This is a genomic window from Enterocloster sp. HCN-30185 (assembly GCF_037890305.1).
Lineage (GTDB): Bacteria > Bacillota > Clostridia > Lachnospirales > Lachnospiraceae > Enterocloster.
Window position 1 is genome coordinate 22739 of record NZ_JBBKBT010000012.1, and the last position, 15452, is coordinate 38190.

Genomic DNA, 15452 nt, shown 5'->3' on the forward strand with positions numbered 1-15452 from the left:
ACATTTGTTTTATAAAATAATCCTACCAGGCCATATATGGACATTCCCCCTTTTCATACAGTCCCCGGATATACGATCCGCAATTACGGGTGCGCAAAATACGCCTCGTCTTTCCAGACTCTGTTCTGATTCAATTTTTCTGTTTTTGTTCTGAAATGCGGCTGAAACAGCCAATAAAATGAAATTTAGATAAATGATACAGAGAATTCCGTATCGGTTCTTACAGAATAGCATAAGAAACAGGACAAGTCAACTCTCCTGTCCTGTTTTTACAGAAATTTTGTAACCGATTTTCCTGATTGTCCTAATCCATCAATCCCTTTTTCGCCCAGTCATATTCCTCCATTGCGAGAAGGAAACGAATGGATGCCTGTGCCTGATTTCCTTTTTCTTCCATATACTGGCTGTAAATCTCCAGATATTCTCCCTCAGCCATTGTCCCCTGTTCCCTTTTTCTGACCGCAGACTGCCACACTGCCCTTTGCGCCTGTTCCTTCGCACAGGCTGCCTCCCATTCTGCCTGACAGGAACGGATCTGATCCCCCAGAGTCTCAAGGGAAGCGAACATCTGGTTTTCATCCAGCTCTGTCTGTCTCTGTTTTTTGTGAAGCTCCTGATTGCTTCCTGCATTTCCCATGCGTCCGCTGCGAAGCTCATAATTATTTCCCAAAGCCTGCTGCCTGTCCTCCTGTGGATTCACAAGAGCAGCTCTTGATACATCGGGCAGGGGCATTTTTTCTAAAACAACCGGGCTGTCCGGTGAAAAGCCTGTGAGCAGCAAAAGCTCCTGACGGACCCGCTCCTGCTCCTTTTTAAGCCGTTCATATTCATTTAGGGCGGACTGCCATTTCTGATAAGCCTCCTGTGAATGGTAAGAGGTGCTGCTTCCCAGCATTTCCTGATCTTTAACTTTCTCAGATAAATGCTTTTGTGCCTCTGCCCTGGCGCTGGCCGCAGCCTGCTCCGCTTCCAGACTGTGATACGTTCCCATCAGGTTCTGAGCCGTCCAGAGCATGGTATCCTCCATCCTGCGCAGTTCCATCCGTCCTGCGGCATTTCCCGCCTGACGGATCTGCTCTTTCAGGCTGTCTGCACCATCCAAAAGAGCCTCCGCCTGCCATCTGTAATGTTCTGCTCCTGCCGCATCGCCGTCCTTTTCCCGATCAGAGGCCTCTTCTCTCAAAGCCCTCCGGCTCTCTAAGAGTTCTTCCCTTGCATCTTCCAGACGGCCCAGACGCTCTTCAAACTGCCTTCGCTCCATTTCCACCTGCGGACAGGACTCCTTTACCAGATTCTCCAGATTCTCATAACACAGCGCCATTTCCGTTTCTTCCCCTCTGCTCACGCCGGAAGCTGCCACTGTACCGGCCATTATTCCCACAAAAAGCACAGCCATCACCCTGATAACCGTCCGCCTTCCCGCTTCTTTTTTCATCCAAATCCCCTGCTTTCCTCAACCCTCATACGCTGCCAGCCCTTCGACTGCCCATTGGTAGTCCTCGTATGCCTGCCGAAAAGACAGGCCGCTTATCTCCCAGGCTGCCTTTTTAGATGACAGCTCTGCCTGAGCCGCCATCCGGTCATTGGCAGACAACAGCCCCAGCTGATATCTTCGTTCATCAGCCTCTAGCTTTTCCTCTGCCAGGCGGTATTCTTCTTTTGCCTGACCGTAATCCGTCTGAGCCTGCATCAGGCTGTTATATTTCGCCTCTATATCTGCTTCTATTTTCTGCTGCCCGGCTTCCACCTTCTGATTAAGCACATCCTTTGCGGTACCGGAATCTGTATTTTCCAGTCTGCGGCGGTCTGCTGCCAGACTGAAATTCGCAGCTAATGCCTGTGTTCGGTCTGACTCAGGGTCTTCTTCAAGCAATGCCTCCTCAGGAATGGGAATTTCTCCCAGACGAGGCAGATCATCATATTGCCATCCGGTCATAACAATCAACTGGCGGCGCAGCTCCTCCTGCTTAGTCTTCCCTGAGGCTTCTGCTGCCTGAGCCGTACAGACGGCTGCCTCTGCCTCTAAAAGCTCCGGCTGTGAAAGCATTCCAAGGGCTGCCTTCCGTCTGGCTGTCTGAACTTCTGCTTCCGCCTGCTGCAGGGTTCCCTCAAGAACCGGACGCTCCTTTTCTTTTTTCCAGTATTCAATCATCAGCCCCTGGGCCTTCTGGATTAAAAGAGCCTCCTGCCTGTCGTACTCCAGTTTTTTTACCCTGCCGTCTTCATTTTCCATATCTGCCTGATCTCTGGCCAGCTCTGCCTGAAGCCGTATACTCATGGCCGATGCCTCTGCGGCTCCATATCCGGGCTCATCTTCATTTATCCCGTCCATCATCCGGTCACTGGAGTCCTCTAAACGATCCGCCATTTCAGAATACGTATTGCGGAAATCGTCATTGGATTTTCCCCGGTAATCATCATATTCCAGACGGCTGTTGATCACCTCTGCATTGTATTCGTGGATCAGATCTGCCAGTTCCTCATATTCCAGCACATCATCCCGCAGGGACGCCCATTTTTCCGGCGGGTAGGCAAATTCAGGGCTGGCTAAAACAGTCTGAGCCGCAGCAAAGCCAAAGAGAAATGTCAGGCCGATGATCTTCATGCAGCCCCTCCGGCCACAGCATATCCCCTGTGTTTTCATCTTCCTTCTCTCCCTTCTGTTATTCATACCTGAGAGCGTCAATCGGATCTGCCTTTGCAGCCTTTAAGGCCGGATACAATCCAAAGAAAATTCCAACAACCGCTGAAAATGTAACCGCAATAAGGATCACGGAAGGCTTTATCACTGTTTTTAAGCCCAGAACCGCTCCTCCCAACGCCACAACGCCCGTTCCCAAGATCACTCCGGCAATTCCTCCGCAGGCAGACAGGATGGCCGATTCGGTCAGAAACTGGATCAGCACATCCCTTGTCCTTGCTCCCAGGGCCTTTCGGATGCCGATCTCACGGGTGCGCTCCGTCACCGACACCAGCATGATATTCATAATGCCGATGCCGCCTACCAGCAGTGAAATAGCCGCAATCCCGCCTACTGCTGCAGACAGCCCTCCCATAACAGAATCCACGCTGTTCATCTCATCCATGGCTGTCTGGATATACATATCCTCCGGCTCCCTGCCGTGAAGCCCTGCGGTATAAGTCTTAAATTCTTCAAAAAAGCGGTTCAGATCCACATCCTCCTCTGCAAATACATGGAGCATATAAAACCGGTCATTGGGCCAGGTAAGAAGGGTATAGGGAAGAAAGGCAGAGCCTGTATCTTTCGTTCCTCCCATCATCAGAGCCTGAAATGCATTCACTTCCTTCCGGTAGATCCCTACCACGGTGTATTCATCCGTATTGCCGTAAATGGTGGTCCTGAAGGTCTTTCCCACTGCATTTTCCGTACCAAACAAAAGCATGGCGCTGTCCGTATCCATAACCACATTTTTCCTTCTTCCAAGCACATCCCCCTCATTGAGATACCGTCCGTAAACCATATTCACCGGCTGTACCTCTTTATAATTGGAATCAATCCCCTGAAAATCAAAGCTGATGGAGGTGCGCTTATATTCCGCATCTGCCGTCGTATAGGCATTGCTGTCAATATAGGCAATTTCATCCGAAAATGCCTCCTTTGCCCGCTCCATTTCATCCAGATTGAAATAATCGCTGTCCCTTACATCCTCTACCCAGTATCCGATCCCCACATAAGCCTGAGTAATACCCACATCCTTATAGAGCTCAGCAAACATTCCCCGCATGGTATCTCCAATGGAAACAATGGCAATCACAGATCCGATGCCGATAATGATCCCCAGCATGGTAAGAACCGAACGGAGCTTATTGGCCCGGATCGCATTAAAAGCCATCATCATGTTTTCCGCTAACATGGCCGTCTCCTTTCTCCCACACCGGATGATTGATCCGGTCGCTTAAGATTTTCCCGTCTCCAAAACAGATGATCCGTCTGGCAAAGGCAGCAATATCCTCCTCGTGAGTAACCAAAACCACCGTAGCTCCCTCCTGATAAAGCTTTGTAAAAAGCTCCATAATCTCGATGGAGGAAGCCGTATCCAGATTGCCTGTGGGCTCATCTGCCAGGATCAGCGGCGGTTCATTTGCAAGAGCCCTGGCAATGGCCACTCTCTGGCGCTGTCCTCCGGAAAGCTCATTGGGGAAATGATCCATGCGCCATTCTAAGCCCACCCGGACTAACAGCTCTCTGGCCCGCCTGATTCGTGCAGCTCTGGGAATCCGCGCATAGGTCATGGGAAGCTCTACATTTTTAAGAGCCGACGTACGGGAGATCAGATTAAAGGACTGAAACACAAAGCCGATCTTCCGGTTGCGGATTTCAGAGAGCTGATCTGGCGTCATGTCCGCCGTATCCACTCCATCCAGATAATAATGTCCCAGGGTAGGCCGGTCCAGGCAGCCTAAAATATTCATCAGCGTGGACTTTCCTGAACCGGAATGTCCCATGACAGCCACAAATTCTCCCCGGTGAATCGTCAGGTTGATCTTTTTTAATCCCAGAACCTTAAGTGCTCCCGTATCGTATACTTTTACAAGATTTTCCAGTTGGATAAGAGGCCTTTGTGCAGATTCTCTTTCCTCATATTTCATTCTTATCTGCCCTCCTGACTCCCGGAAACCATAACCTCCATCCCCTCCGTCAAGCCGGGATCCGGAGATGTTACCACAGCCATTCCTTCCTGCAAAACCGTTCCATCTGCCGGGAGCACCTCCACCTTTGTTTCCCCGTCCGCTCCAATGGTTACGGGAATCCAGCAAATCTTTCCATTCTCAACAATCTCTATATAGGAAGCTTCTCCGCTGTCAAATACCGCTGATACAGGAACTGCAAAAGCGTCCTTTGATTCCCTGACAAGCAGCTCTGCACGGGCCGTAATCCCTGCCATCAGCTTTGTATCCGGCGTATTGACGCGGATAATCGTGGGAATGACCCGTTCTGTGGAACCGCCTCCCTTTTCTTCACCGGTAGGAGAGATTTTTATCACCTCTCCCTCCTCTTTTTTGCCGTTTAATATATCCGCTCCAATCAGCGCCTTCTGGCCTTCCTTTACCTTTCCGATGGAAAACTCACTGATCTTAACCTCCAGCTCCAGCTGATCCAGATTTTCAATGCTGAATATGGGCTTATCATCCTCTACCTTGTCGGCAAACTGGCCTACCTTGGAATTGACCCGAACTACTGTACCGTCAATCTCACTTTTAATTTCTGTCTTTTCCAGCTCCTCCTGTTTCTTTTCCAGCTCATAAGCCGCATTTTCCACCTGAAGGCCGTAGGAACGATCCGAAACGCCCCGGCCGTTTTCCACCGTATACTTCTCCATCGCCCGTCTGGCGTCATTTAAGGCATTTGCGCTCTGCTCCATATCTGCCTGTGAAATGTCTCCGGCTGCAAACAGCTGGCTGTTTCTGTCATGATCCGTACTTGCTTTTTGAAAATCCTGCACCGCCTTCTCATATCCAAGCGCCGCTTCCTTATCCTGGGCTTCCTTATTGGCCACTGCCTGCTCATAGGCATTGCGGGCAATATTTACCTCCCGTTCCAGCTCTGTGCGGTCAAGCACGGCCAGAACCTGCCCCTTTATAACCTTATCCCCTTCCTTTACGTTCATCTGAAGAATCTCTGCATGGATATTCGACACAACATCCACGCTGTCCGTACCGGATACAGGCCCGCTGATGGAAAGCTTTTCCTGTATATCCTGCTTTTCCAGAGGAATCACAGCTACCACGGGAGTCTGGCTGCCTCCCGTGGAAACCATTTTTATACCTAAAATCCCCAAACCGAGAATCCCCGCTGCCAGGATCCATTTTTTCTTTCCGGGCCGTTTCTTTTTCTCCTGTTTCTGATTGTCCATTATCTGTTCCAGTGTGCGGTCAATTTCCTCACTTTCAGATGCCCGCTCCGGCCCCCTGTTTTCTTCCCGTCTCCCCATTTCTTCGTCTCTTTGTTCCATAACTCCTCCTCACCCGCTCTGTCGGCAGCCCTGTCCTTTTCACTGCCGTTCCTGTCTCATATCATACCAAAGCCTCCCGAATATTTACCTCTGATAACTTCCAATTCTTTCTAAATGAAAATGAAAGAATTTCTAAACACGCAAAAAGGCAGGATATCCTGCCTCAAAACTTTGCCAACACAAGCACATCTCCCTCGCAGACCTTTGTATCTCCTGCCGGGATAATGGTAGAAGTGCCCCTTCGGATCATAACGATCAGCGTCCCCCCAGGAATTGTAATTTCGTGAAGATATTTTCCGTTCCATTTATAATTTTTATCCACCGTTACTTCCTGAAGGGTCATATTTCTCCGGTCTTCAAATTCCTCCGCCGCGGCGATCAGAAGATCCCCCTGCTCCAATATAGTACCTCCGTTTGGAACCAGAAGTTCTTTCCCGCGGATAATCAAAACTACTAAGAGTTCCGGAGGAAGAACGATCTCCTTTAACGTCTTTCCTATAAAGGGGTGGCTTTTATCCAGATGGAATTTCACAAAACTGATGCTGCCCTCTTCCTGATAATCCGTAAAAGTGCGGCGCACATCCGCCTTTTCATCTATCATGTTCAGACGCCTGGAAACCCATGGCAGCAGGCTTCCCTGAATGGAAATGGATAACAAAACAATACAAAATACCAGATTAAACAGGTCGTATTTCATCGGTACTCCGCGCAGCACAGCGTAAATGGCAAATACAATGGATGCCACGCCCCGAAGCCCGGCCCCGGAAACAATTCCGATCTGACCCCAGGATGCTTTAAAACCGCCCAGAAGCGCTGTCACAGCCAGAGGACGTCCGACTAATGTCAGAAATACCATGATCACTGCCGAAGGCAGCAACACCACGCCCAGTCTGGATGGAGTCACTAACAGCCCCAGCAAAAAGAAGATCATCATCTGTGCAATTCCTGTAAGCGCATCAAAAAATTGTACCATATTCCTTTTATGAGGCATGGAAGAATTTCCCATAATGATTCCGCAAAGATACACGCTTAAATACCCGTTTCCTCCCAAAAGCACAGGAACGGCATAGGCAAGAACAGCCGCGGCAAATACAAAAATGGTCTTTCCCTCTGCAATCTGAAACTGCAGGCGGTTTAAGGCCCAGACCGCTCCCTTTCCGAAGAGAACCCCAAAAATCAGACCGAAAAAAAGCTGCTGAAACAGCATAGCCGGAACACGGATGGACGCGCCCGTGAGAAGCCCTGTCAAGATCACTGTGAGCATATAGGAAATAGGATCATTGGAACCGGATTCCATTTCCAGTAAGGAGGCCGTATGCTCCTTTAAGTTCAGATTTTTAGAACGCAGGATGCCGAACACCGAGGCTGCATCCGTGGAGCCGATGACAGATGCGGTCAAAAGGCTTTCCAGCAGAGAAAGCCCTAAAACGAAATGAATAAAAAGACCCGTAAGCCCTGCAGTAAGAACTACGCCTGCGGTAGACAATACCACAAACCGGGCAATCACCGGCTTTGCCTCCTTAATGTTGGTTCCAAAGCCTCCGTAAAACATAATGAACACCAGGCTGACGGAACAGATCATCTCTGATGCCTCATAATCATCAAAAGGAATTTTAAAAATACCGTCCACTCCAAAGCACATGCCAAGGGCAATAAATGCCAGAAGGGACGGTATGCCAAGACGATCCGTAAACCGGTCCGTCAGGATACAGAGCATGATCACAATTCCCGTGAGAAGCAAAAGTTCATTCATAGAAATCAGAATCCTTTCCCAGCAGTATAATGGGTTTTATTATAACAGCCGGAAAAAAAGCCGTCAAATGTTCCAGCGGTCAAAAAGGAACCTTACTGCAATTTTAACGCCTTATTAACGGAGCACTCCCATCAAACAGCCTGAAATCCCTCTCACCGTTCGCTGTCATATGGGCTTCTCCTTCTATTCCAAAGACCTCACGGGTCCGAGCAGAATTCAGCACATTCAGAGGATCGCCAGCCTCCAGAATTCTCCCATCCTTCATCAGACATACCTTCTGACAATAATGGGAGGCCAGACGCAGATCATGAAGTACTATCAGAACCGTCCTTTTGCACTGTCTGAGGTATTCCATAAGAAACAGCTGATGACAGATATCCAGATGATTGGTCGGTTCATCCAGGATCAGCGTCTCTGCTCCCTGTGCAATGGCTCTGGCAATAAATACCATTTTCCGCTCCCCGCCAGACAGCGAAAGGATACTTCTGTCCTTTAAATGCAGAATTCCCAGCTCATCTAATGCCTCTGAAACCACTGTCTGTGCAGTTTTCGATTCTGCCGGCCGCTTTCTGTCTCTGTTTTCAGATCTGGCATACATTGCCATAGATACCACATCCCACACAGAAAAATCAAATACGCAGCCTGCTTCCTGACCTACATAGCCGATCAGAGACGCCAGTTTCCTGTGAGAAAGAGATGCCGCTTCCCATTCTCCGATAAAAACCTTACCCTCCGCTGGCTTTATCAGTCCCATCGCTGTTTTTATCAGGGTGGACTTTCCGCATCCGTTGGGTCCTATAATTCCTGTGACCCTTCCTTCCTCTGTACACAGATCTGCCCCTTTTACAATCTCTTTTCCACCAATACGCACGTGGATTCCATCAAAACGAAGTATCATGTATTTCCACCCCCATATCCATTTCGTATCATAAGGTATAAAAAGAAAGGCGCTCCTGCAAAAGCTGTTACAATACCAAGGGGCAGTTCAGCAGCGCCAAAAAGACTTCTGGCCAGAGCATCTGCCCAGATCAGATAAATCCCTCCTCCCAGAGCACTTAAAGGTATAATCACCCGGTTCGTGCTGGTTCCGGAAAGAATACGGGCCATATGAGGTACCACGAGTCCCACAAAACCGATAATTCCCGTAACAGACACCAGCGATGCCACTACAATCGAGCAGAACCCAAACATCAGAGAACGGAAATGCTTTACAGATAATCCCAGAGCGGCCGCATCCTCATCTCCCATCATCATCATATCAAAATAACGGCTGCAAACAGTAAATATCACTGTTCCAGATAAAACGCCAGCTGCCGGAAGAGCAAGATTTTTCCACTGTGCCGCCGCGATGCTTCCCATCTGCCAGTTATATACAGCAGCAATACTCTCCGGGCTTTTTGCCAGAAAAATAACAAAACTGGTTACTGCGCTCATCACCGCATTGACAGCCGTTCCCGACAAAATAAGGGGCACAGGCCGTATCATTCCTCCCCCTGCCGTTTTCGCCATAAAATAAACAGTGCCGGCAGATAAAAGCGCGCCCAAAAAAGCTGCCGCAGTCGTCTGAAAGGGACCGGAAAGTAGTGAAATCGGAAGCAAAAGCGCACAGGCAGCTCCTGCAGATGCTCCTGATGAAATCCCCAGAATATAAGGATCGCCAACAGGATTCAGCACCAGAGCCTGCATAGCCGCTCCGCAGACAGAAAGACCTGCTCCGCAAAGAAGACCGAACAGAACTCTGGGCAGCCGGATATTCCATACAATCTGAAAATGAGGTACGGACCATTTTCCTGCCTTTAAACCTTCTCCTCCGTAAAAAAACTGATCCATACAGATCTCAAAAACTTCCTTTATCGGAATCTCTGTAGATCCGATATGAATCGTCCACAGAACAGATCCTAAAAGAACCATTGTCAGCACAGGAAAGAGGAGGCGCTGTCTCCCCCTCTTTCCCTGCCGTCCTACTGGAAACATTCCGGATGGAAGGTTTCAGCAAATGTACGGCAGGCTTTGGCAGCCCGTACATCCTGCATTACTTCCACCAGCGGAATCACAAGATACTTTTTATTTTTTACTGCCGGAATCTCGGATAAAGCCGGATTCGTATCTAAAAATTCTTTCTTCTCATCTACCGTCTGAGCGCCATAATCATTGATGATAATCCAGTCGGGATTCGTTTCCACCAGCGTTTCCACACTTGTATTGAACCATCTGGCTTCATCCATATTACGGGTACAGTTGATTCCTCCCGCCAGCTCAATCAGGTTGCTCTGCAGTCCCTTTGAGGTTGTGTAAATTTCATTTCCCTTAAATGTATCAAGAACAAATACCTTCGGTTTTTCATTCTCCGGTACAGAAGAAACTGCTTTTTGTGTCTCTTCAATCTGAGAACGGATATCCTCTATCAGTTCTTCCGCCCGGTCCTCTACCTTAAATATTTTTCCCAGATTTTCTATATCTGTATAAATATGTTCTACCGTTTCATCCGGTACAATCGTACCTGTAATTGTAAGACACTGGATTCCCTTGCTTTCTAACTGGTCATAGCTTCCCCAGGCAGATTCCTTAAAAGCACTTACCTGACCAATCACAAGATCCGTTCCTAAAGCCACTGCATTTTCATGGGATTTCTCCACCTCCGGAATCGCAGCAAATTCGTCCTCCAACTCCGGAAGAGGGCGCTCTGCCGGATTCGCCGGAGCAATACGTCCAACTACACGGTCTCCCAACCCCAGCATAACCATATTTTCTGCTGCATAAAGATTCGCACAAAGTACCTTTTGCGGCATCTTTGTAAATGTGATTTCCCGTTCTCCATTTACAATGGTTACAGGCTCATAAGCTCCGTCAGAGCTGCTCTGGGATTCTGAAACGGCTGCACTCGTTTCCTGTACTGCCTGAGAATCACCCTGATTGCTTCCCTGTGCACCACAGCCGCCTATCATGGCAGCACTCAGGACAAGGATCACTGTTTTTACCAGTTTTTTCTGTTTCATGTTCTTTCCCTCCGAAAGTATATGATCCCGTATGCATTTTATGCATCCTCTCATGGCAGCAGGTCTCCTGGCTTAAATTCATCCTCCGTCTTTGCCTTCCCAGCTTTTATGCCAGTGACATATCTAAAGACTTCGTCCTTCAGTACAGTAGCGGGGGCTGCGCCGTTTTTTAAGAAGCTGTCGGCTCTGCTTCTTCTAGGTCCGGCTTCCCTGTCAGGCCTTTTCAGGCACTGCCATATATAACAGCAGCCCTGTTTACAACCTTAAAACGGTATGTAAACAGGGCCGTGTACGGGTCAAAGCTATTATATCAGCTTTTCATCATATGTCAAAATTTTTCCTTAGTTTTTGCTCATCTGCTCATTTAAGCAGGCCGCTCCTATGATGCCTGCCCCATTTCCAAGCTCTGCTAACACGATACGGGTGTTTTTCTCTGAAGCTCTGGAATAAATCTTCGGAGCTGTTTTCTCCCTTACAGGAGCAAGGAGGGCTTCCCCGGCTCCGCTTAAGCCTCCGCCGATGCAAAGCACCTCCGGCTGAAGGATATTGATGATATTGGCAATTCCGTCCGATAAATCCTCTGTAAAACTGTCCAATACCTCACAGGCCGTCGGATCTCCTTTTTTAGAAGCCTCAAAGATGATCCTGCCATTTACTTCTGAGAGATTTCTTCCGCAAAGGTTCCAAAGCATAGATGTTTCACAATGCTCCATTGCCTCCTTTGCACGGCTCACCAGAGCGGTAGCAGAAGCATAGGCCTCCAGACAGCCTCTCCGCCCGCAGGTACAGGGGCGTCCATTCTGATGGATCACCATATGGCCCAGCTCTCCGGCTGCCCCATTGTGGCCTTCTAAAATCTTTCCATTTAAAATAATGCCTCCGCCGACTCCGGTTCCCAGGGTTACGGCTGTCATGGAACGGCTTCCCCGTCCCGCACCGGCCAGATATTCGCCCCAGGCGGCTGCCTTGGCGTCATTTTCCCCATAAACCGGGCATGGGAAAAGCTCCTTTAACATTTTAAGAAAAGGAACGTTTTCAAAAACAAAGTTATTGGCATACTCGATACAGTCCGTTTCCTTATTTACCGTTCCCGGAATGCCGATCCCCACACTTTCCACATCCTGAAAGGTAAGTCCCTGTTCCTTTAAAAGCCGGTATGCCAGATGGTAAATAGCCTCTGCCAGCTCTCCGGCAGGCCTTGGCAGGCCCGTGGGTTCCTGAATGGACGGCCCCAGCACTCTGTTTTCATCTACCAGTCCGGCAGCGATTTTTGTTCCCCCAAGATCAATTCCGATTCTCAGCATATTGTTTCCCCTTTATGTATTCATAGATTATGATCTGGTTTATTTTACCATAAGGGAGAAATGCTTTTCAAGAGGGGTATAGCCGTTTGCATACACCGTATAACCGGCGCTGTTAATCTCTTCTCCTGAATAATGCCCCTTAAAAGAGTGCTCTCCAAAACCGGGGCCGATCTCCACGGTTGTTAAACCGTCATGAATTTCCAGATACCCATCCTTTAATATCATGCTCTCTCCGGCACCTGCCTCCAGTGCAAAGGCCGGATGCTCGATGGAAACGCCTGCCGGAATACAGATTTCCAGCCGTAAGGGAAGACGATCCAGGCCCTCTGCCTTTAAGTTAAGCTCCAGACCCTGCTCCTTTTCCCGGATCTCAAGAGTTGTCTTTAACCGGCTGCTGATAAGCTTTTCCCGCTTGCTCTGATCCATTTTCCACCAGTCAGAGGTATCCTGCTTTTCCTTAAAGGGCAGATAATACCAGCTCTGTGCCTCCGCCTCCAGGCGGCAGCCATCGGGCAGCTCCTCTATGGTCTGAGGAATGAAATTGCGGATGTCACAGCAGCTCTCTCCAATTTTTACGCAGAGTGTGGTTCCTTTGGATTTGAAATACAAAAATGCACTCTTTCCGTTTAACACAGTATAAGTATAAGAGGGCTTTCTTACCCGGAGTACGCCTGCATGGCGGAAAAACTTGCGGTATTCCTCCAAAAATCCGTATTCCTCAAAATGATATCCCATCATTTCATCATGGTTCATCACAATGTGCAGACAGTCGGGAGCCAGATCTCCGCGCTCCATATTGTCCTTTATAATCTTGTGGGCAGCCCCGTCAAAGGCAGGATTTTTCTCTCTGCTGCACATATAGAGATACTGGTAAAAATATTTATCCGCATATTCCAGCTTTCCCTGATCCTGTCTGGTAGAATTCTGGGTAAAAATGGTATCGTCCGGATCCATGTAGGTCAGCATCATGGAAAGGTTGCGCTCCACATAGCCTAAAAATGCCTCGTCACCTGTTTCCTGATACATGGCCATCATGGCATTGTTTACCACTGCATTATAATTTCCCGTGGACCGCTCCGCATACTCTCCGTCCTCGTCTCCGTCAATGCCCTCTGCCAGATACTGTTCTGCCCGGTTTTTAAGCCCTGCGGCAAACTCTTTTTCTGCGGCAAAGAGATTGGAGCCCTGAAGAAGAGCCGCTGCGATCCCCCATCGATGGTTCGGCGTATGGAAGCCCCCCTCACGGATTGCATCCAGAGCCTTATGCATAATGGTTAAATACTTTTCCTTTAAAACTCTAATAGCCTCATCAGCGGGATTCCCATATTTTACCAGAAGACGGTAGGCTGCAATCAGCCGTTTGAAACAGAAGGAAGTATCTGCTGCTGATTTAAAGTTGCAGGAGGGATAGTCAAAGCTTCCGTCCTCTCTCTGGGTTCTGGCAATAAAATCAAGGGCCAGATCCACTGCCTGATACAGCTCCTTACTCTTATAAAAGCAGCTGTCCTCATGGAAATACACAGCCAGGGCAGAAGCCAGGGCATAGATCGTCGGCTTTGCCTCCCAGATATCTCCTTTGATCCCTCCGTACTGCAGGGAGGCAGGATTTTTCACCTGACTTCCCATAAACTGTCTTGTTCTGTATTCTGCTCCCTTCAGCAGATGCGCCATATAACGTTCCATTATAAGCCTCCGTTTTTAGCCCTTTACACCGCTGGCAGCCAGGCCGCCGGTGATATAACGCTGTAAGATAATGAAAATAACGATAATAGGAAGGATAGATAAAATAGAAGCTGCCAAAATGGAGTTCCAGTCCACACCCATGGTTCCGATATAGCTCTTGATCGCGATCTGTATGGTAAAATTTTCCTGATCGGAAAGCACCATCAGAGGCAGAATATAATCATTCCAACGCCACATAAAGGAGAAGATCGTCAATGTAATGGTAACTGAAGATCCCAGGGGAAGCATGATGGAGCGGAAAATCCGAAACTCGGAAGCGCCGTCCAGTCTTGCAGACTCTGCAAGCTCCAAGGGAATGGACATATAGTGCTGTCTGTACATGAAAATACCTGTTGTGGTGGTTACAACCGGAAGGATGCAGCCCCAGATATTATTGTAAAGCCCCATTTCACTGACTACGGTAAACTGTGCGATGGTCAGGATCTCTCCGGGGATCAAGGTTCCTAACAGGAATACGGCAAATACCTTATTCACATAGGGGATCTCCTTGCGGTAGATGGCAAGAGCATAGCCGCACATGGCACTGATCACAACAGTGATCACGGTACCTACCACTGCCAGAAAGAGACTGTTTTTTACATAGTTAAAAAATCCGTCTGCCACTACGCTGATGTAGGATTCACCGGTAGGAGCCTGCGGGAAAAGATGTAAGGGATAGGCAAACAGCTCGGAAGAAGGCTTAAATGAGCTGAATCCCAGCCAGATGATCGGGAAAACCATGAGTCCTGCTACTGCCAGTCCTAAAACGGTCATACAGATGGTTTCTACTTTGCGCTTTGCTGATCCTTCCATTATACTTCACCTCCGCCTTGGGTTGCTTTAAACTGTATCACTGCGATCACGATAAACAGAAGGCTGATAAGAATGCCTGCTGCGGAAGCGTATCCGTACTTATACTGATTAAAGCCCTGATCAAAAATGTACTGTACCATATATGTAGTCGAGGAGCCGGGTCCTCCAAGAGAAATACCCTGTACCAGCGCGTATTCCTTTAAAAGAGATACGGTAGAAAGAAGGAGTACGATAAAAGTAGTGGGCATCAGAAGGGGAAGTGTGATATTGGTAAATGCCTGGATCTTCTTTGCACCGTCTACACTTGCTGCCTCATACAGCTCCCGGTTGATATTATTGATACCGCCTACATATAAAAGCATATAGTATCCTGCTGAAATCCAGTTGGATGCCACACTGATCACCACTGTTGCCAAAATGGGATTTAAAGACCACTGAAGAGGATCGATTCCCATTTTCTGTAAAATAAAATTGATCAGACCGTATTCCTGTCCGAACATCCAGTTAATTGTAATACCTGCTACCAGAGCCGATAAAAGAACCGGGATGTAGATCAGGGTACGCATCAGTGTCTTTCCCTTTACCAATCTGGAGGTAACAAGTGCTGCTAAAAGCAGGGGAATAGCAATCTTAAAGGGCAGGTTGCAGACTGTATATAAAAGAGTCCGTCCTACTGTCTTATAAAAATCTCCATCCTTTAAAATATCTGTATAGTTCTTTAAACCAATTACATCCATGGTCTTCCAGCCATCATAATTAGTGAATGAAAACCAGATGCTTAAAACCAGAGGCACCAAGAAAAATACTGCAAATAATGCCAGCGATGGAAGTACGAACAGCCAAAAGCTGTGCGTATGGCAGAATGACTGCCTTCTACTCTTTTTCATAT

General features: G+C 48.3%; 13 protein-coding genes and 1 riboswitch. All 13 genes read right to left on the bottom strand.

What is annotated here, in order from left to right; all coding sequences use genetic code 11:
* Nucleotides 1–304 precede the first annotated feature (304 nt).
* A complete protein-coding gene (locus tag WKT10_RS12170; RefSeq protein ID WP_340277446.1) occupies nucleotides 305–1435 on the bottom strand; it encodes a hypothetical protein in 1131 nt (376 codons plus the stop codon).
* Nucleotides 1436–1453: 18 nt separating this feature from the next.
* Nucleotides 1454–2605 (bottom strand): TolC family protein, encoded by a 1152-nt coding sequence (locus WKT10_RS12175; RefSeq protein WP_340277448.1) that lies wholly within the window; start codon nucleotides 2603–2605, stop codon nucleotides 1454–1456.
* A 58-nt stretch (nucleotides 2606–2663) separates the two neighbouring features.
* Nucleotides 2664–3875 carry an ABC transporter permease gene (locus WKT10_RS12180; RefSeq protein WP_337932175.1) on the bottom strand — a complete coding sequence of 404 codons (1212 nt, stop codon included), beginning with the start codon at nucleotides 3873–3875 and terminating at the stop codon, nucleotides 2664–2666.
* Nucleotides 3844–4611, bottom strand: coding sequence for an ABC transporter ATP-binding protein (locus tag WKT10_RS12185; protein ID WP_340277451.1), 768 nt, complete (start codon nucleotides 4609–4611; stop codon nucleotides 3844–3846). The genes WKT10_RS12180 and WKT10_RS12185 overlap by 32 nt, the downstream gene beginning before the upstream one ends.
* 2 nt (nucleotides 4612–4613) lie before the next feature.
* Nucleotides 4614–5780, bottom strand: a complete 1167-nt coding sequence (locus WKT10_RS12190) for an efflux RND transporter periplasmic adaptor subunit (protein WP_417301029.1) — start codon at nucleotides 5778–5780, stop codon at nucleotides 4614–4616.
* 358 nt (nucleotides 5781–6138) lie between these two features.
* Complete coding sequence (locus WKT10_RS12195) at nucleotides 6139–7728, bottom strand: potassium/proton antiporter (protein ID WP_340277453.1); 1590 nt, start codon at nucleotides 7726–7728, stop codon at nucleotides 6139–6141.
* A gap of 103 nt (nucleotides 7729–7831) precedes the next feature.
* The gene (locus tag WKT10_RS12200) at nucleotides 7832–8626 is read right to left on the bottom strand and encodes an ABC transporter ATP-binding protein (protein WP_296035247.1); all 795 of its coding nucleotides are present in this window, start codon (nucleotides 8624–8626) and stop codon (nucleotides 7832–7834) included.
* Nucleotides 8623–9702 carry a FecCD family ABC transporter permease gene (locus tag WKT10_RS12205; protein ID WP_340277455.1) on the bottom strand — a complete coding sequence of 360 codons (1080 nt, stop codon included), beginning with the start codon at nucleotides 9700–9702 and terminating at the stop codon, nucleotides 8623–8625. Before WKT10_RS12205 ends, WKT10_RS12200 begins: the two co-directional genes overlap by 4 nt.
* Nucleotides 9690–10724: an ABC transporter substrate-binding protein gene (locus tag WKT10_RS12210; protein ID WP_296035242.1), complete on the bottom strand. Its 1035-nt coding sequence runs from the start codon at nucleotides 10722–10724 to the stop codon at nucleotides 9690–9692. Before WKT10_RS12210 ends, WKT10_RS12205 begins: the two co-directional genes overlap by 13 nt.
* Before the next feature lie 40 nt (nucleotides 10725–10764).
* Nucleotides 10765–10974: riboswitch (cobalamin riboswitch) on the bottom strand.
* A 91-nt stretch (nucleotides 10975–11065) separates the two neighbouring features.
* Entirely contained in the window at nucleotides 11066–12028 is a 963-nt protein-coding gene (locus WKT10_RS12215) for an ROK family protein (protein WP_340277457.1), read from the bottom strand.
* 39 nt (nucleotides 12029–12067) lie between these two features.
* Nucleotides 12068–13711 (bottom strand): hypothetical protein, encoded by a 1644-nt coding sequence (locus WKT10_RS12220; RefSeq protein ID WP_337932169.1) that lies wholly within the window; start codon nucleotides 13709–13711, stop codon nucleotides 12068–12070.
* A gap of 15 nt (nucleotides 13712–13726) precedes the next feature.
* The gene (locus tag WKT10_RS12225; protein WP_066546680.1) at nucleotides 13727–14563 is read right to left on the bottom strand and encodes a carbohydrate ABC transporter permease; all 837 of its coding nucleotides are present in this window, start codon (nucleotides 14561–14563) and stop codon (nucleotides 13727–13729) included.
* Entirely contained in the window at nucleotides 14563–15450 is an 888-nt protein-coding gene (locus WKT10_RS12230) for a carbohydrate ABC transporter permease (RefSeq protein WP_066546670.1), read from the bottom strand. The genes WKT10_RS12225 and WKT10_RS12230 overlap by 1 nt, the downstream gene beginning before the upstream one ends.
* Nucleotides 15451–15452 lie beyond the last annotated feature (2 nt).

Bases quoted from the DNA above. Each gene is read 5' to 3' on its own strand.
- WKT10_RS12170 (WP_340277446.1), bottom strand. From the start codon at position 1,435: ATGAAAAAAGAAGCGGGAAGGCGGACGGTTATCAGGGTGATGGCTGTG.
- WKT10_RS12195 (WP_340277453.1), bottom strand. From the start codon at position 7,728: ATGAATGAACTTTTGCTTCTCACGGGAATTGTGATCATGCTCTGTATC.
- WKT10_RS12230 (WP_066546670.1), bottom strand. From the start codon at position 15,450: ATGAAAAAGAGTAGAAGGCAGTCATTCTGCCATACGCACAGCTTTTGG.
- WKT10_RS12180 (WP_337932175.1), bottom strand. From the start codon at position 3,875: ATGTTAGCGGAAAACATGATGATGGCTTTTAATGCGATCCGGGCCAAT.
- WKT10_RS12215 (WP_340277457.1), bottom strand. From the start codon at position 12,028: ATGCTGAGAATCGGAATTGATCTTGGGGGAACAAAAATCGCTGCCGGA.
- WKT10_RS12190 (WP_417301029.1), bottom strand. From the start codon at position 5,780: ATGGTTTCCACGGGAGGCAGCCAGACTCCCGTGGTAGCTGTGATTCCT.
- WKT10_RS12220 (WP_337932169.1), bottom strand. From the start codon at position 13,711: ATGGAACGTTATATGGCGCATCTGCTGAAGGGAGCAGAATACAGAACA.
- WKT10_RS12205 (WP_340277455.1), bottom strand. From the start codon at position 9,702: ATGTTTCCAGTAGGACGGCAGGGAAAGAGGGGGAGACAGCGCCTCCTC.
- WKT10_RS12185 (WP_340277451.1), bottom strand. From the start codon at position 4,611: ATGAAATATGAGGAAAGAGAATCTGCACAAAGGCCTCTTATCCAACTG.
- WKT10_RS12175 (WP_340277448.1), bottom strand. From the start codon at position 2,605: ATGAAGATCATCGGCCTGACATTTCTCTTTGGCTTTGCTGCGGCTCAG.
- WKT10_RS12200 (WP_296035247.1), bottom strand. From the start codon at position 8,626: ATGATACTTCGTTTTGATGGAATCCACGTGCGTATTGGTGGAAAAGAG.
- WKT10_RS12225 (WP_066546680.1), bottom strand. From the start codon at position 14,563: ATGGAAGGATCAGCAAAGCGCAAAGTAGAAACCATCTGTATGACCGTT.
- WKT10_RS12210 (WP_296035242.1), bottom strand. From the start codon at position 10,724: ATGAAACAGAAAAAACTGGTAAAAACAGTGATCCTTGTCCTGAGTGCT.